Origin of the sequence: Sediminihaliea albiluteola, assembly GCF_014077625.1 — a bacterium.
Lineage (GTDB): Bacteria > Pseudomonadota > Gammaproteobacteria > Pseudomonadales > Halieaceae > Sediminihaliea > Sediminihaliea albiluteola.
In genome coordinates this window covers 320332-336520 of sequence record NZ_JACFXU010000014.1, presented here as the reverse complement: position 1 = coordinate 336520, position 16189 = coordinate 320332, and the positions used below count along the sequence as shown (strand labels likewise).

The window sequence follows — 16189 nt, the reverse complement described above, 5'->3', positions numbered from 1 at the left end:
GCTATGGGGAACCTAGGTCATGTGCGGGCGGTCTGAGCTAACAGTGACAGGGAGAAGTACTGATGACAATGAGTGAAGAAAACAATAATCGTAGCACTGACGAGCAGCCTGAAGAACATATGACGGCGATGCCGGAAGAGCGTCTTAATCGAGAGGTGTCCAGCAAAAAGGGCTTCCCCATCAAACACGCAGTGATTGTCTTAGCGATTATTGCCGTGTTGCTTTACCTATTTTATCCCCAGCAAGCGCCAGAGCAGGAAGTGCGGGAAGTGCCACTAGCAGAGCAGGGGCTCCAATCAGAGCCGACTGTACTGCCGGCGGCGGAGGATATTCCCAGGCTTGTGAGCCCTGAGCCATCTCAGAGCAGCGAGCAATCGCCATCAACAGATGAGCAGCAACCGGCATTGCCAGCCCCTAAAGACAGCGACCCTTTAATTCGTGAACAGTTAGCAGCAGTCGGTGTTAGCGCAGAACTTAGCGGCTTTGATAAAGGCGAAAACTTACTGCAGCGTTTAGTTGCTTTGGTTGATGGCGCAAGTCGCGGCACTGTGCTGCGCAAGATTTTACCCATGGACGCGCCTCAACAAGCTTTTCCGGTGATGGAGGTTGATGGCCAGCTTTATATGGATGAGGCGGGTTATGAACGCTTTAAGCCGTATGTAACTGCGCTGACGGCTTTGAATACCCAGGCAATGGTAAGTAGCTTCCATCAGCTGCGGCCTCTGTATGAGGAAGCCTATGGTCAGTTGGGGCTCAAGCCCGATGACTTGGATAACGCGGTGATTCGTATTTTGGATCGCATCATTGCCACGCCGGAGATAGAGGAGCCTATTGCCCTGGAGAGCAAGTCAGTGATGTATAGCTATGCCGATCCCGAGCTAGAAGCCTTGGCACCACTACAGCGGCAGCTCTTGCGAACTGGGCCAGATAACCTGCGCCGCATCAAAGCAAAGGCAAGCGCCCTGCGCGAAGCTTTGCTCAAGCCCGAATAAGCGGGCTTGAAGTTCTATGGCTGTGAAGTGCTATAGCGAGTAGCGAGGTGGAAAATGTAGCGCGCAAAAGAGTTAGCGCGCTACATGGGTTTTTACTGCTTATAAACAGCGACGATTTCCTCGATAGCAGCTGTAATCTGATTACAATCGAAGTTGCCTAGTGTCGCTCTATCTTCTGCACTGGTTTCAAAGCTCACCGTGGCACCGGCGCCGGCAAACATTATGGCATTGGGCAGAAGTGGGTGATCGTCTTCACGTACCTCTAAATCTTGAGGGTTGCCCGCAGCGGTGAACCAGCGCTCCAGATATTCCTTCCAGCTCAAATTTTCATCGCCAATGAGATAGGCTTTACCGCCCTCACCATTTTCCAGCGCTCCCAACACTGCCTGCGCGACTGAACGTGAAGTAATGTGATTGGTGCCACCTTTGGGTGCAAACACGGGCAGGTCGCTTAGTTGGCCACTGGCGTAGGCAACGAGACCGGCAATGTGAGGGACTTCCGTACCTGGGATGTGACCTAAGACAAAGGGTAGGTCCAGACAGCAAACCTTGAATTCGTCTGAGTTTAGGGCCCGCACTGCTTTGTCTGTGTTGGCTCGCGAGGTCACATAGGGACAGACACCAATGCGTTCTGGGGCGACCTGCGGGTAGAAGGTGCCGATGTAGACTACTTGGCTGATACCTGCATCTCTGGCGGCTTCTAGACAACGTGGTACCGCTATATCGTTGGCTTCAGTGTAAACCTGTGCGGGGTCAGCAGAGCCATCCATTGGCACATTGCGAATGTCGGCGGCGGCAGAAAAGACCAGGGCATCAAAGCCCTGTAGTCGGCCATCGCCCATATCGTCATTGATGTAGTCGCCTGCTAAGAAGGGCAGTTCTGCTAGGGCCGGTGCTTGCGGCGCTTTGCGCGACATAATAGTGACCTCGTGGCCCGCGCGCTTCAGCTGTAGTGCGGCGTCGCCGCCGATAAGGCCTGAGCCACCGATAACCAGTACTTTCATGAGTATTCCTTTTTTAGGCTTAGTTTGAATCTTTGGCGCCCAAGTCCTGGGGCCTCGTTAAAACGCGTATTTCTATCATTCTAAGCTAGATAGCTCAGCGTCTTGTCAGCTTGGCCCAGTCAGTGAGCAGCATATGCACTGCATTGAGGTTAACAGTTTGACTCCTCCGGCAGGTAGGGCTGAGTGGCCCTTGTTAGTTCGCGCTGTTGAACTTAACAGCGATTTGAACTTTGCTGCCGCTGCCACAGGCTGTTGCTGCATGGTTGACAGCACATGGGCGCTGGCCCAAAGTCGCTGCATTATTTGCTACACGGATCGGGCAACATGCAGCACTTGGAACTCTCTCTGGCGATCGTATTACTGATTGCAACGCTTTGTCAGTGGTTGGCTTGGCGGGTGCGTCTACCGGCAATTTTGTTCTTGCTATTGGCTGGCTTGGTGGCTGGGCCGGTGACTGGCTGGCTGGTGCCAGATGAGGTTTTTGGCAATCTTCTAATGCCGGTGGTTTCGCTATCGGTGGCAATTATTCTATTTGAAGGCAGTTTGACGCTGAATATCGCTGAAATTCGCGGGGTCAGTCAGGTTGTACAGCGCATGGTAACCATTGGCGCGCTGGTCACTTGGGTTATCGTGGCAACCGCCACCCACTATATCTTCGATTTCAGCTGGCAGATCAGCGCCCTGTTTGGGGCGGTGGTGATAGTCACTGGTCCTACGGTGATAGTGCCGATGCTGCGCTCAGTGAGGCCCACGCGCAAGGTGGCCAATATCCTGCGCTGGGAAGGTATCGCTATCGATCCGGTCGGGGCTTTGATGGCGGTGATGACCTACGAGTTCATTATTGTCAGTACGGATCAATCGGCGATTACCCACGTCCTACTGCTGTTCATGGAAACCGTGTTGGTCGGGATAATAGCTGGCTTGGCGGCGGGGATTGTGCTGGGCCGTATGCTGAGTCATCACTGGTTACCCGAGTATTTGCACAACTTGGCCACCCTCTGCTTGGTCTTGCTATCGTTTAGTGTTTCTAATGCTTTAGCCCACGAGTCTGGCTTGCTAGCGGTCACTGTGATGGGGATGTGGTTAGCTAACAAGCGCGATGTGGATATTCACCCCATTCTCAACTTTAAAGAACACCTCAGCCTGATGCTGATTTCAGTGCTCTTTGTGGTACTGGCTGCGCGGATCGACCTTGAGCAGCTGGCCAGTATCGGCTGGAAGGCTCTGCTGTTGCTACTGGTGCTGCAATTCTTGGCCCGGCCAGCCAAAATATTGATTTGTACCTTGGGCATGGACGTCAATTGGCGCGAGCGCGGCCTGTTATCTTGGATTGCTCCCCGGGGGATTGTCGCAGCGGCTATTTCAGCGCTGTTTGCGGAAAACCTGATTGCGATCGGCTATGACGAGGCGATCTATCTAGTCCCGCTGACTTTCACCATGATTATTGGCACGGTGGTTTTGCAAAGTGCCACAGCTCGGCCGATTGCTCGTATGCTGGGGGTGACCGAGCCCTCACCACGTGGTTTTTTAATTGTCGGTGCCAATGCCTTTTCCCGGGCCTTGGCGCTAGCGCTCAAAGAGCACGATTATCGCTGTGTATTGGCAGACTCGAGTCGCGAAGACATCCGTGCGGCACGTTTGGCGGGTTTAGACACTTACTATGGCAATCCTGTATCAGAGCATGCCGAAATACATTTGGACTTGTCGGGCATTGGTGGTCTGTTGGCGATGTCGCGGCAACGCTATGTCAACGTGATTGCTGCTATTCACTATCAACAGGATTTTGGCGCGCGGCGTATCTTCCGCTTGGCTTCAGATATATCAATGCGCAAGGCTGAAAAGCACCAGGTTACACAGGGCTATCAGGGGCGACAGCTGTTCGGTGAAGAAGTGACCTATGGCGAGGTACTCAAGTTACTCAACCGTGGCTGGAAAATTAAGAGCACGCGACTGAGTGAAGAGTTTGGCTGGGAGCAATACCAAGCTGAAAATGGCGTGGACTATCTGCCTTTATTTGTGATTGATGGCAAAGGCTGGATTGTGCCCTTCGTAGCCGGTGAAGACTTAAGCCCCGATGCGGACAGTATTGTATTGGCTTTAGCGCCGGAGGAGCGCTTAGCTAATGGCAAAGCGGCGGAAGCCAGTTAGAGCTCCGCTCCCAAGGAAAAGTGTGAGCGCAATCACGAATGGGCTTTAAAATTGTTTATAAATCTTTTGGGCTGTGTGAGGGTCTATCGAGCAAGTAAAAAGTATAACTATATTGGCTTGAACTACGCGCTAACAAAGAGTGCGTGAGGACATAACGATGATTATGGCAACCTTCAATCGCTTGGCGTCGCGCACTAGTTTAGCTTTGCTAGCGTTAGCATTATCTCCTTCGGTCTTAGCAGGGGCTGCAAGCCCGGGTAGTATCACCTTTGCGCCTGTTGGCGCAGCTGTGGCAGCGACCTCTGTGCCGACACTTGGCACAGCCGCGTTGATTTTTCTGGCGCTACTACTGGCCTTTGTAGCTTGGGTGTCCATGAAGAAAGGTGGCCCAACTGCGCTCTCTTCCAATTGCTGCGTATCTTGATTAGTCACTTTAGTCACAGCAACCTGCGAATAGCGCCGGCTGTTGATCGCTTCCTGCAGCCATTGATTGTTACGCCAAGCTTCCACCGAGTTCATCATAGCTCTGATGAGTCTCTCACCAACAGCAACTACGGCACCATCGTGCCTTGGTTTGACCATCTTTTTGGTACAGCCCGCCAGCCCGGCTCTGGTGCAGGCATACCTTTAGGTTTGAATTATCTCAGCGCTAAGCGAGATACTCAGATTCGCCGGGTGCTATTGCTGCCTTTTCTGTGGCGCCTGTGGAAAGTTGGCGATAAATAAGGCATTTATCTGTAGTCTGATCTGGCTTTGAAAAGCCAACACAGCGAGCGGAGATAGAGTGGACAAAGCTTTCTTTGAGTCCTATTACGAGACTTATAACAGCGAAGATGCCGAGGCTTTAAGGGCCTTTTATCACGATGAGGTCGAGCTGATTTCAGCCCAGGGAGTCATCAGAGGGCCTGATCAAATCATTGCAGTTTATCGTGATATTACGGCTAACTTTATTGATCAAATGACGCCGCAGGACATCAGCTTTAAAGATGGCTTCGCATATATACAGATACTGGACCGTTTCACAGCGAAACGAGAGGTGGAAGACTTTATGGGCATGGCTTTTACTAAAGGGCAAAGCTTTGAGTTGAATATCCGAGCTGTGTACGAAGTCGTTGATAATAAAATAATAAAAGCCAGCTTGTCGTTAGAGTGAAAGTTTGGCCCTTGTCGCTTTCAGGTAGCGCTTGCTCAATACTTGAATGGCAGCAAAACATACTATATGTTCAAAAATCCAATATTAGCTGCTGTCCGAGCTTCGCTGACTAGCTTAACTTAAGCTTGCTTTAGCAGGGCTTGGTACTGCAGCCAGAGTAGAGGTGCGCCTGTGAGTAAACTGGAGCAGTTTCGCGACGAAACCCGCGCTTGGTTAGAGGCAAACTGTCCTCAAAGTATGCGGGTTACACTGCATTCCTTTGAAGATATATACAGTGGCGGGCGTAATCCTGAAATTAAACACCCCGACCAAAAGCTGTGGTGTGATCGCATGGCCGAACGAGGCTGGACGGTGCCCCACTGGCCCAAGGAGTATGGCGGTGGCGGGCTTAGTGGCGAAGAAGTCAAAGTCCTGCGGCAAGAAATGGCACGGATCAATGCGCAACCGCCCTTAGAAAGTTTTGGCATTTCGATGTTAGGGCCTGCGCTACTGAAGTTTGGTAGCGAAGCGCAAAAGCAAGAACACCTGCCGCCGATTGCTCGAGGAGAAATTCGCTGGTGTCAGGGCTACTCGGAACCCAATGCCGGCTCCGATCTCGCCAGCCTGCAAACCCGCGCCGTAGACAAGGGCGACTATTACCTCATTAACGGGCAGAAAATTTGGACCTCTTACGCCGATAAATCTGACTGGATATTCTGCTTGGTGCGCACCGACAGTTCGGGTAGCAAACACGAGGGTATTAGCTTTGTGTTGTTCGACATGGATGCCCCCGAAATTACCACCCGCCCCATTAAACTGATCAGCGGCAATTCACCTTTTTGTGAAACCTTTTTTGATAATGCCAAGGCCTATAAGCGCAACTTAATAGGTGAAGAGGGTAAAGGTTGGACTATTGCCAAGTACCTACTAACTCACGAGCGAGAGATGATTTCTAGCTTTGGGGCTGCGCCTCGTGAGTCTTTGGCGGAGGCTGCAATTGAGGCCTTTGGGAGCGACGCTTCCGGACGGCTCGCTAATGGTGTGCTGCGGCAGAGCCTGGCTCAGTATCAGCTGGATGCCATGGCTTTTAGCGCCACGATGGCCCGTGTTCGAGATGAAGCCAAAGCGGGGCAGGGGCTTGGTGCCGCTTCGTCGATCTTTAAGTATTACGGCACAGAGCTCAATAAGCGTCGCAACGAACTCAATGTAGCACTTAACGGCGAAGCGGCTTTGGGTTGGGAAGGTGAGGCTTATGAGGGCGGTCGCCTCTGTCGTGATTGGTTGCGCTCTAAGGGTAATTCGATTGAGGGCGGGACCTCGGAAATACAGTTGAACATTATTTCAAAGCGCGTACTGGGTTTGCCGGACGCTTGAGCGGGCTGGCGCTGCCAAGCCTAAGAGGGCAATAGCGATGACACTGGTTTTAAACGAAGAGCAGCTTATGCTCAAGGATTCGGCGGCAGGTTTTTTGGCACAAAAAGCCAGCGTGTCACATTTGCGTGCACTGCGCGATAGCAACAGTTCTAGTGGTTTTGATCCAGCAGTATGGCGGGCCATGGTCGATATGGGCTGGGCGGGCATTGCCATACCTGAAGCTTTTGGCGGCCTGGGCTATGGTTACACAGGTTTGGGTTTGGTCTTAGAGCAAATAGGGCGGCACTTGAGCAGCTCGCCATTGGAAGCAACGGTCTTAGTGGCGGCTACCCTAATCAATGAGCTGGGGACTGAAGCACAGAAAGAGCAGTGGTTGTCGGCGATAGCAGCTGGTAATTGCCAGATGACGCTGGCCCTACAGGAGGGCAAACATCATGCCCCCGAGCGCACGGCACTTATGGCTGTGCCAAAGGGTGCTGGCTATCGACTCAATGGCAGCAAGCAATTCGTATTGGATGCCAGCACAGCGCAATATTTTTTAGTGGTGGCGCGTAGTGCTGGCGAGGTGGGTGAGGGCGATGCATTGAGCGTTTTTATTGTCCCTGCAGATACTAAAGGGTTGCGTATTGAAGCGCGGAGTATGGTCGACTCTCGGGCCGCCGGAGTGCTGCACTTGGATGCTGTACAACTGGGTGTGGAGGCTCTTTTGGGCGAAGCGGGTCAGGCTCGTCAGGCACTAGAACGCAGTTTGGATATCGCCAATATTGGTTTAGCAGCTCAGCTTTTAGGCCTTTCTTTAGAGGCTTTTGAGCGCAGCCTAACTTACCTGAAAGAGCGCAAGCAGTTTGGTCAGTTAATTGGCAGTTTTCAGGCCCTGCAGCATCGAGCAGCCAAAATGTTCGCAGAATTGGAGCTGGCCCGCTCCATAGTACTGCAGGCATTGCAGGCCATTGACCAAGGCGGTGACGGATTGTCGCTATTGGCTAGTGCGGCCAAAGCGAAGTTATGTGAGGTAGCGGAGCTAGTTAGCAATGAGGCTGTGCAAATGCACGGCGGTATTGGAATGACCGATGAACACGATATTGGCTTGTTTTTGAAGCGGGCACGAGTGCTCCAGCATAGTTTTGGTGACTACAACTACCACCTTAATCGCTTTGCCCAGCTCAAGGGCTATTAACTGCAAATTAAACTGAGCTTTAATCATCTTGCAGCTGATATGGGGCGCAGTCATTGACATTCGGCAGCGCTAATGGCTTTTCAGTACGCCTCTTAGGTATAGCTTCCTGCAGGAGAATTAAGCGCCACTTAACAAAGGACTATAAAACAGTGTGAGCCGACAAGGCCTACACTGCCTGAGTCAGGCATTAACGCCAAACAATAAGAGAGTGCATTATGGATCTGGGAATTAGCCCCAAAATCGCCCCTGTGCTAGAACAGGTTAAAGCCTTTATTGCCAATGAGATTACTCCGCTAGAAGAAGAGTTTTTGGCAGAAATTGATGTCGGTGATCGCTGGAGTTTCACCGGGCGTCAAACAGAGATTTTAGAGGGGCTTAAAAATAAGGCCAAAGCACAGGGCCTGTGGAATTTTTTCTTGACCGATGGTGAACAAGGCTCTGGCTTAACTACGGTTGAATACGCCTACCTCGCCGAGGAGATGGGCAAGTCTCATATTGCAGCGGAAGTCTTTAATTGCGCAGCCCCCGATACTGGCAACATGGAAGTGCTCTACAAGTACGGCAGTGAAGCGCAGAAAAAGCAGTGGTTGGAACCGCTGCTAAACGGCGAAATTCGCTCGGCCTATGCTATGACGGAGCCTGGGGTGGCCTCCTCCGATGCGACTAATATATCTACCCATGCAGTGCTCGATGGTGACGAGTGGGTGATCAACGGCGAAAAACACTATATTTCAGGTGCCGGTGATCCGCGCTGCAAAATTTTGATCGTGATGGTCAAAACTGACCCCGATGCGCCAAAACACCTGCAGCAATCTCAGATTCTCGTGCCGATGGATACCCCAGGTGTTGAAAACCTGCGAGCGATGAATGTTTTTGCCATGGATGACGCTCCCCATGGCCATATGCATCAGCGCTATACCAATGTGCGAGTACCTAAAGACAATATCATCCTTGGGCCTGGTCGCGGCTTTGAGATTTCTCAGGGACGTCTGGGGCCGGGCCGCATCCATCACTGTATGCGAGCCCTGGGCGCTGCGGAAAGAGCCTTGCAGCTGCTCTGTGAGCGCGCAGTATCGCGCAAGGCTTTCGGTAAGCCACTGGCCCAACTGGGCGGCAATATCGACATTATCGCCAATGCCCGCATGGACATTGAGATGGGGCGTTTACTGACGCTTAAGGCGGCCTGGATGATGGATAACGTTGACCCTAAAGAGGCGCGGGTATGGATCTCAATGATTAAAACAGCGGTGCCCAATATTTCGATCCGTATTGTCGACCAGGCGATTCAAATGTTTGGTGCACTGGGGGTGTCTCAAGATACACCATTGGCCAATATGTACATGGCGCAGCGCACCCTGCGCTTGGCTGATGGCCCAGACGAGGTGCACCGTATGGTAGTGGGGCGCAATGAGCTTCGTGACTATATGAAAGCACAGCAAGCGGCTAGCTCTGGCGATGCTTAGCGTGATCTAAGGGTGGAGCTAGCAGTGTCCGGCACAGCTCTCCCTAAAGGGCTCTGCTAGTCTTTGTCTTTCTTATTAGACTGTTAAGGCATTTCTTTTGTTTTGCCTCGTTCGGGCTGTGGCTAATGGTAATTTACATGGGCCTAAGAGGCGCAGCAGGAATTCATTAGGTGACGGCCAGCACAGCCTTAGTTTGACTGTGCTATTCCAAGTGAAGGAAGGGTCGATAAAGTGATTTAAGGAGTAAGTTAGTCATGCAGCTACCAGACACAGGAACTATTTTAGAGCTTAGCCAAGGAAAAATTCATTACTATGATGTCGGCCAGGGTGATGTCATTTTGTTTCTCCATGGCTCCGGCCCCGGGGTGACCGCAAGAGCAAATTTTGAGCGTAACCTGCCCGCTTTTGCCGAGCACTTTCGATGCTTGGTGGTGGATTTTCCGGGTTACGGCCAAAGTGAGGCAATTGATGGTGACCCAGTATCAGTTTGTGTCTCCGCTGTAGTCGAGTTGCTCAATGAGCTGGCTATTGAAAGGGTGCATATTATTGGTAACTCTATGGGGGGCATGGTTGGCTCAGTGATTGCCGCCAATCACCCAGAGCGGGTTAATCGCTTTGTAACTATCGGCGGCATCGGCATGAATCTATTTTCAGCTTTCCCAGCCGATGGCTTGAGTCTGCTCACGGAGTTTGTGGAAAACCCGACGCGAGAGCGTATCGAAAGTTGGTTGCGTTCAATGGTTTTCGATCAGAGCTTGCTTACTAAAGAGTTAGTTGATGAGCGTTTCGCGCGGGCGACAGAAGCCAAGACCTTTGAATCGACCAAGCGGATTTATTCGCGGGAATCCATTCAAAAAATTGCTGAGTTCCGACGGGGCGCAGCTGCCGCGGATGTTATCGCCCATCTGCCGCGGATACAGGCGCCTACCCTGTTAACTTGGGGCCGTGACGACCGAGTAACACCGCTGGATATGTGTTTGATTCCAATGCGTATTATCCCCAACTGCGAGCTCCATGTTTTTCCCAACTGCGGCCATTGGTCGATGATTGAAAAAAAGGACGAGTTTGAGAGCTTGGTGCTATCTTTTCTGCGTCGCGCTTAAGGCCTGAACTTGTACTGAGCTGCCGCATTCCTTGATAAGGCAAAGCGGCAGCACAATACTTGAATGCAAAAAATACCTACTGTATGTTCAAAAACTGTTTTATCTGGCACTGAGTCGACATAGATCTTGTGCAAGACTGCTTTTGGCTCAGTGAAACACCCTAATAATTATTCCAGTTACAGCCAAGGAGTGCCGTATGGCCGTTACCGTTGTTTCAAAAGAAGAAATGCTTAAACAGAAGGGCGTAAAACTAGAGCCCGGTCCCTGGGTGACGCTCGATCAGTCGCGTATTAATGCTTTTGCTGATTGCACCGAGGATCACCAGTTTATTCATATCGATCAAGAAAAGGCTGCCCAGACCCCTTTTGGTGGAACCATTGCGCACGGTTTTCTGACGCTCTCTATGTTAGTGAAGATGTGTGAGGACAGTGGCGTGATTCCCGAAAATATCGTCATGGGTATCAACTACGGCTTTAACAAAGTGCGCTTTCTTGCCCCAGTGCGAGCCGGTAAGCGAGTGCGCGCGCATGTTGAGATGCTGGATGTGGAGGAAAAAGAAGGCAACCGCCTGCTGATTACTCAGGGCATTACAGTGGAAATTGAAGGTGAAGAAACTCCGGCGCTAGTCGCAGAGTGGCTGTCTATGGTTGTTGTTGCCTAGTACTGGCATCGCCGTTTATTTTTTACAGAGGATTTGATTAATGACTATTCGCTATGACGGCAAAGTTGCCATTGTGACCGGTGCTGGCCAGGGTTTGGGTCGCAGTCATGCCATCGAGCTAGCTAAGCGCGGTGCCAAAGTTGTGGTTAATGACTTGGGCGGCGCCAAAGATGGCACCGGAGCATCTAGTGCCGCGGCGCTATCAGTAGTGGCAGAAATTGAAGCGGCTGGTGGTGAAGCGATCGCCAACGGAGCCAATGTCGCCAACTATGATGAAGTACAGGCCATGGTGAAACAGGCGCTCGATACCTGGGGGCGGGTTGATATTCTTGTTAATAACGCCGGTATCCTGCGCGACAAGAGCTTTGCCAAGGGCTCGCTGGACGACTTCAAGTTAGTCTTAGATGTGCACTTAATGGGCACTATCAACTGCACCAAGGCCTGCTGGGAAGTAATGCGCGAGCAGGAGTATGGTCGCATCGTTGTTACCAGTTCCTCTAGTGGCTTATACGGTAACTTTGGTCAAACCAACTACGGCGCGGCCAAGATGGGCGTGATCGGTGCGATGAATACTTTGGTGCAAGAGGGTGCCAAGTACAACATTCGGGTTAACGCATTGGCGCCAACTGCTGGCACCCGCATGACCGAAGGCCTCCTGCCGGATAAAGCCTTTGAGCTTTTAACACCTGAAACAGTAACCCCTGCGGTCTTGTACCTAGTCAGCGAAGATGCTCCCAACCGGACAATTCTCTGCGCCGGTGCTGGCGGCTTTTCTGTGGCGAAGATCGTCGAAACCGATAGCGTTTGGCTGTCCCCCGAAGAGCAGACGCCAGAAGGTATCGCAGCTCACTGGTCGCAAATTAACAATGACGACACGCTGCGTGAGCTCAAAGGTGGGTTTGAGCAATCCTTAAAAATGCTCACGGTTGCCGCTGAAGGTCTCGGCATTAAGCTGGATTAAAACAGGCTGACTGGCAGCATTAGTTGGCCCACTAAGGGAGCAATCGATGAAAGCAGTGGTATGTAAAGAGTATGGTATGGCAGACAAGCTCGTGCTGGAAAGCAACTGGCCGCTGCCTGTCGTTGGTGAAAAAGACGTGCTGATCGAAATCAAAGCAGCGGGGCTTAACTTTCCCGATGTGTTGATGATGCAGGGCAAGTATCAGACGCAGCCCGACATGCCCTTTGTGACTGGAGGGGAGTGCGCCGGGGTAGTGCTTGAGGTCGGCGCTGCGGTGACCCGGGTCAAGCCCGGCGATAAAGTGATTGCCATGGTTGGTTGGGGTGCATTTGCTGAGCAAGTGGCGGCCAATGAAATGACAGTATTCCCGATGCCTGAAGGCCTGAGCTTTGAGCAGGCTGCTGGAGTCGGCATCACCTACTTCACTTCCTATCACGCACTCGTTCAGCGGGCCAAAATTGCCGCGGGTGAAACCCTGTTAGTGATGGGCGCCGCTGGAGGGGTGGGTGTTACTGCGATTGAGCTTGGAAAGCTGTTGGGTGCCAGAGTGATTGCGGCTGCTAGCAGTGATGAAAAGCTGCAGTTGTGCCAGCAGCTCGGTGCCGATGAGCTGATCAATTACAGCACAGAGTCTCTCAGAGATCGGCTCAAAGAGCTGACCGATGGCAAAGGCGTTGACGTAGTCTATGACCCAGTGGGTGGCGACTATGCCGAGCCAGCAGTGCGCAGTATGGCCTGGAATGGACGCTACTTGGTGATTGGCTTTGCCAGTGGCCCGATTCCCAGTATTCCCCTGAACCTGACGCTGCTGAAGGGTTGCTCTTTGGTAGGTGTGTTTTGGGGGCGCTTTACTATGGAGGAGCCGGAGCTCAACCTGGCCAATATCCAAGCGCTGTGGAAATATTTCGCCGAGGGCAAATTGAAGCCGGTAGTATGCGATTTGTTTCCCTTGGAGGAGTATGAAGCGGCTTACAATTGCATGATTGAGCGCCGCGCCCGCGGCAAAGTGATTATCAGTCTTCAGCAGTAGTCGCTGGCTGCTGCAACATATCGGGAGCCGCCAGTGCTAGCCTTTGAGTTCGACACAGTGCCTAAAATTCACTGTGCCAGTGGCAGTGCTTTGCTGCTGGCACAGCACTGTCGAGCGCTGGATATCTCGCGGCCTTTATTGGTCACTGACCCCGGCCTAGTGTCGATCGGTTTGCTGGCACCGGTATTGGCGGCGCTGCAGCGCGAAGACTTACCTGCGCTAGTGTTTGATCAAGTTTGTGAAGACCCGCCTGAAAGCACAGTTTTAGCTGCTTTTGCTAGGGCGCGCGATGCTGGGGTTGATGGTGTTATTGCGGTAGGTGGTGGCAGCTCGATGGATGTGGCTAAAGTCGTCGCGGTGCTGCTGGCTGGTGTGCAATCTTTGCCAGAACTGTATGGGCTTGACCAAGTAAAGGGTGGGCGATTGCCTTTAATCCTGGTGCCAACTACTGCTGGCACTGGCTCAGAGGTTACCCCGGTGGCTGTTATCACTACCGGTGAAACCACCAAAGCTGGCGTTTCATCAGCGCTGCTGTTGCCGGATGTTGCGGTATTAGATCCCGAGCTGACGCTGAGTCTGCCTCCGGCAATCACTGCCATGACGGGGGTGGACGCTATGGTCCACGCGATAGAGGCTTATACTTCTAAGCACAAGAAAAACCCCATATCTGATAATTTGGCCCGCCAAGCTTTGAGGCTATTATCGGGTAGTATCCGGCAGGCGGTGAAGAACGGTCATGATCGGAGTGCCCGGGCCAATATGTTGCTGGGCGCGTGTTTAGCAGGGCAGTCTTTTGCTAATGCACCCGTGGCGGCGGTGCATGCCTTGGCTTATCCTCTCGGTGGCCACTATCATATTCCCCACGGCCTCAGTAATTCGCTGGTGTTACCGAGTGTGCTGGAGTTCAATGCTCCTGCTGCAGCGCCACTTTATGCAGATTTAGCGCAAGTGCTGAGCCAGGATGCGCTCAGTGGTAGCGAGGAAGCGCGGGCTGCTCAACTGGTAAGTGGGCTGCGCACTCTGATCGAAGAGCTGCAGCTGCCCGCTACGCTGGCGGCGCTGAATGTCCCCTACAACGATTTGGATATGCTGGCAGCCGAGGCCATGCAGCAGCAGCGGCTGCTAACTAACAACCCGCGCGAAGTCACTGAGGCCGATGCCTTGGCCATCTATCGCGCTGCTTATGGAGAACTACCTTGAATAAGAGCAAGCCCTTGGCTCGCGCTGATTATCGCTGTTTTTGCCCGCTTACCACTCGCTGGTCAGATAATGATATCTACGGCCACGTCAATAATGTGGTCTATTACTCATACTTTGACTCGGCGGTTAATCGCTACTTAATTGAGCGGGGCGGGCTCGACATTCACCGCGGTGAAGTGGTGGGCTTCGTGGTCAGCTCCGACTGCGAGTACTTTGCTCCGATCAGTTACCCTGAGACCATAGAGGCGGGTCTACGGGTCGAAAAGCTAGGGCATAGCTCGGTGCGTTATGGGGTGGGCATATTTCGAGAGGGCCGCGATGAAGCGGTCGCCCAGGGTCACTTTGTACATGTGTTTGTAGAGCGCAGTACAAACAAAGCGGTGACCATGCCCGAGCAGCTACGGGCAGCGCTTGAGGCGATTCATCTCGGGTGAGTGTGACGGTCGTGTAGGCTCAATACGACCAATACCAGCAAAAATACGCCGGCACTAAACAGCGCGGCCAAGGGGCCGTGGATCTGATATAGAGCGCCGGCGCAGATTGGCCCGACCACAAAACCCATCGCGGGGCAGGCGCTAACCATGCCAGCCACAGCTCCCTGTTCCTCAGTGCTGACGGCCAGTGAGGCGCCTGCAGCCACCGCCGGCATAGCCAGTCCCAGGCCGTTGCCCATAAACGCCATACCCACCGCCAACACAGCAAAGCGCTCAGAGCCGGCAACAATGCAGGCGCCGATGAGAAGTGATAGCAGGCCGAGGCGTAAAAACTGGGTCGCTCTTAGCCTGAGTCGCTGCATCAGTGTCACCTGGGCGTTGAAGGTGAATAGGGCAGATATCATCAAGGCGGCCCCGGTGAGTTGGGCGGTTTCAATGCCCGATAGCGAGAGCTTGTCCTGAAGAAGAAAACCAAGCGTTTGCTGGATAGCGGAGAAACCGATAAACAGGCCCACTGCGCCAGCAAGGTAGTGCCGAATTCGGGGATCCGTGAAACGGAGTCGCTTGCGGGGGTTGCGGCTAGTCAGGTCTTGCTTGGGGGTAGGGGGCAGCATGCGCCACACCACAAAACCCGCCAATGCTGATAATCCTGCGGCAAAATACAGTGGTGCCAGTAGACCAAAAGTGGCCAGCGCACCACTCACGGCTGGTCCTAGAATCATACCCATGCTGTTGGCCGTGCCCAGTCGTGCCATGGTCTTAGTGCGCATGCTGGGCGAGCTGTTGTCGGCAGCGTAAGCGGTGCTAGCGGGGCCGGTGGCAGACATAATAATCGACTGGCTACAGCGCGTAATCATCAGCACGGCATAGAGCAGCAGACCCGACATCATCCCTGCCAGGCCGGCATAGAGCACACTGGTAAAGAGCACCGTGCCAACAGTGTAGCCGGCTAGGCCGGTGATGATGATTGGTTTGCGACCAACTCGGTCACTGACACGCCCCCAGTGTGGCGAGGCCAGAGCGAAAATGAGTGCCGATACGGCAATGATAGAAGTGATTTGTAGCTCGCTAAGAGCCACTTCTCGGCCCAGTGGCGCCAGAATCGCAAAGACTAATGACTGACCAATGCCGGTCGCCATTAAGCCCATAATCAAGACGGAGGTTTGACGAATATCGAGTTGTTTGTACTGCTTAGTCATGCGGGCTTCAATCTTTTCATTGTAATTATGCTGCGGCCAGCATAGGTGATGTCGCTGTGGTGATGCTCCCCTAAACAGGGCGGGGTGGTAATATCACCAAATTGCCTTTCTGGGCCTCTCTAGTGGGCTAGCTGCTGTGGACAGCCACTGCGTATTCCCCTACAATCTTTTGCCAGATTTAACACGCTCGGCCAGCATCCGGGTTCCGTGTAGTCCTGTGAATAACTAGAGCTGATTGTATGATAAAAAGCGAGATGCGGTTGCCCGATCTCGCTTTTTTTTGAGCGCGCGGGACATTTGTGCGCTACATG

16 protein-coding genes are annotated in these 16189 nt (G+C 52.8%); 14 read left to right on the top strand and 2 right to left on the bottom strand.

The genetic code is table 11. The annotated features are described in order from the left end of the window. Positions 1–62 precede the first annotated feature (62 nt). Entirely contained in the window at positions 63–992 is a 930-nt protein-coding gene (locus H2508_RS08435) for a DUF3014 domain-containing protein (RefSeq protein WP_182171832.1), read from the top strand. A gap of 92 nt (positions 993–1084) precedes the next feature. Here the strand turns inward: H2508_RS08435 and H2508_RS08430 are convergent, their stop codons facing one another. Next, on the bottom strand, positions 1085–1996 hold the full coding sequence (locus H2508_RS08430) for an NAD-dependent epimerase/dehydratase family protein (RefSeq protein ID WP_182171829.1): 912 nt from the start codon (positions 1994–1996) through the stop codon (positions 1085–1087). A gap of 324 nt (positions 1997–2320) precedes the next feature. Between H2508_RS08430 and H2508_RS08425 the strand changes: the two genes are divergently transcribed. From H2508_RS08425 to H2508_RS08365, 13 genes are all read left to right on the top strand, one after another. Further along, a complete protein-coding gene (locus tag H2508_RS08425; protein ID WP_182171826.1) occupies positions 2321–4144 on the top strand; it encodes a cation:proton antiporter in 1824 nt (607 codons plus the stop codon). 157 nt (positions 4145–4301) lie between these two features. After that, the gene (locus H2508_RS15315) at positions 4302–4568 is read left to right on the top strand and encodes a hypothetical protein (protein WP_182171823.1); all 267 of its coding nucleotides are present in this window, start codon (positions 4302–4304) and stop codon (positions 4566–4568) included. Continuing rightward, on the top strand, positions 4508–4870 hold the full coding sequence (locus tag H2508_RS08415; protein WP_268920728.1) for a sterol desaturase family protein: 363 nt from the start codon (positions 4508–4510) through the stop codon (positions 4868–4870). The genes H2508_RS15315 and H2508_RS08415 overlap by 61 nt, the downstream gene beginning before the upstream one ends. Positions 4871–4928: 58 nt before the next feature. Beyond that, positions 4929–5297: a nuclear transport factor 2 family protein gene (locus H2508_RS08410; RefSeq protein ID WP_182171818.1), complete on the top strand. Its 369-nt coding sequence runs from the start codon at positions 4929–4931 to the stop codon at positions 5295–5297. 171 nt (positions 5298–5468) lie between these two features. Then, a complete protein-coding gene (locus tag H2508_RS08405) occupies positions 5469–6650 on the top strand; it encodes an acyl-CoA dehydrogenase family protein (RefSeq protein WP_182171815.1) in 1182 nt (393 codons plus the stop codon). 37 nt (positions 6651–6687) lie between these two features. Next, positions 6688–7827, top strand: coding sequence for an acyl-CoA dehydrogenase family protein (locus H2508_RS08400; RefSeq protein ID WP_182171812.1), 1140 nt, complete (start codon positions 6688–6690; stop codon positions 7825–7827). A 215-nt stretch (positions 7828–8042) separates the two neighbouring features. After that, positions 8043–9290, top strand: coding sequence for an acyl-CoA dehydrogenase family protein (locus H2508_RS08395; protein ID WP_182171809.1), 1248 nt, complete (start codon positions 8043–8045; stop codon positions 9288–9290). A gap of 254 nt (positions 9291–9544) precedes the next feature. Then, the gene (locus H2508_RS08390; RefSeq protein ID WP_182171806.1) at positions 9545–10393 is read left to right on the top strand and encodes an alpha/beta fold hydrolase; all 849 of its coding nucleotides are present in this window, start codon (positions 9545–9547) and stop codon (positions 10391–10393) included. A gap of 196 nt (positions 10394–10589) precedes the next feature. Further along, a complete protein-coding gene (locus H2508_RS08385) occupies positions 10590–11054 on the top strand; it encodes a MaoC family dehydratase (RefSeq protein WP_182171803.1) in 465 nt (154 codons plus the stop codon). Between the two features lie 40 nt (positions 11055–11094). After that, on the top strand, positions 11095–12015 hold the full coding sequence (locus H2508_RS08380; protein ID WP_182171800.1) for an SDR family NAD(P)-dependent oxidoreductase: 921 nt from the start codon (positions 11095–11097) through the stop codon (positions 12013–12015). A gap of 46 nt (positions 12016–12061) precedes the next feature. After that, positions 12062–13045: an NADPH:quinone oxidoreductase family protein gene (locus tag H2508_RS08375; protein WP_182171797.1), complete on the top strand. Its 984-nt coding sequence runs from the start codon at positions 12062–12064 to the stop codon at positions 13043–13045. Between the two features lie 33 nt (positions 13046–13078). Further along, positions 13079–14245, top strand: coding sequence for an iron-containing alcohol dehydrogenase (locus tag H2508_RS08370; RefSeq protein ID WP_182171794.1), 1167 nt, complete (start codon positions 13079–13081; stop codon positions 14243–14245). Then, positions 14242–14679: an acyl-CoA thioesterase gene (locus H2508_RS08365; RefSeq protein ID WP_182171791.1), complete on the top strand. Its 438-nt coding sequence runs from the start codon at positions 14242–14244 to the stop codon at positions 14677–14679. Before H2508_RS08370 ends, H2508_RS08365 begins: the two co-directional genes overlap by 4 nt. On the opposite strand, the gene H2508_RS08360 is transcribed toward H2508_RS08365, so the two are convergent. Then, the gene (locus tag H2508_RS08360) at positions 14667–15878 is read right to left on the bottom strand and encodes an MFS transporter (protein ID WP_182171788.1); all 1212 of its coding nucleotides are present in this window, start codon (positions 15876–15878) and stop codon (positions 14667–14669) included. The two genes, H2508_RS08365 and H2508_RS08360, sit on opposite strands and share 13 nt — an antisense overlap. Positions 15879–16189: the final 311 nt, after the last annotated feature.

What these genes read in the sequence shown, in the direction of transcription:
- H2508_RS08435 (WP_182171832.1), top strand. Translation starts at nt 63, where the DNA reads ATGACAATGAGTGAAGAAAACAATAATCGTAGCACTGACGAGCAGCCT.
- H2508_RS08430 (WP_182171829.1), bottom strand. Translation starts at nt 1,996, where the DNA reads ATGAAAGTACTGGTTATCGGTGGCTCAGGCCTTATCGGCGGCGACGCC.
- H2508_RS08425 (WP_182171826.1), top strand. Translation starts at nt 2,321, where the DNA reads ATGCAGCACTTGGAACTCTCTCTGGCGATCGTATTACTGATTGCAACG.
- H2508_RS08385 (WP_182171803.1), top strand. Translation starts at nt 10,590, where the DNA reads ATGGCCGTTACCGTTGTTTCAAAAGAAGAAATGCTTAAACAGAAGGGC.
- H2508_RS08400 (WP_182171812.1), top strand. Translation starts at nt 6,688, where the DNA reads ATGACACTGGTTTTAAACGAAGAGCAGCTTATGCTCAAGGATTCGGCG.
- H2508_RS08395 (WP_182171809.1), top strand. Translation starts at nt 8,043, where the DNA reads ATGGATCTGGGAATTAGCCCCAAAATCGCCCCTGTGCTAGAACAGGTT.
- H2508_RS08360 (WP_182171788.1), bottom strand. Translation starts at nt 15,878, where the DNA reads ATGACTAAGCAGTACAAACAACTCGATATTCGTCAAACCTCCGTCTTG.
- H2508_RS08375 (WP_182171797.1), top strand. Translation starts at nt 12,062, where the DNA reads ATGAAAGCAGTGGTATGTAAAGAGTATGGTATGGCAGACAAGCTCGTG.
- H2508_RS15315 (WP_182171823.1), top strand. Translation starts at nt 4,302, where the DNA reads ATGATTATGGCAACCTTCAATCGCTTGGCGTCGCGCACTAGTTTAGCT.
- H2508_RS08380 (WP_182171800.1), top strand. Translation starts at nt 11,095, where the DNA reads ATGACTATTCGCTATGACGGCAAAGTTGCCATTGTGACCGGTGCTGGC.
- H2508_RS08390 (WP_182171806.1), top strand. Translation starts at nt 9,545, where the DNA reads ATGCAGCTACCAGACACAGGAACTATTTTAGAGCTTAGCCAAGGAAAA.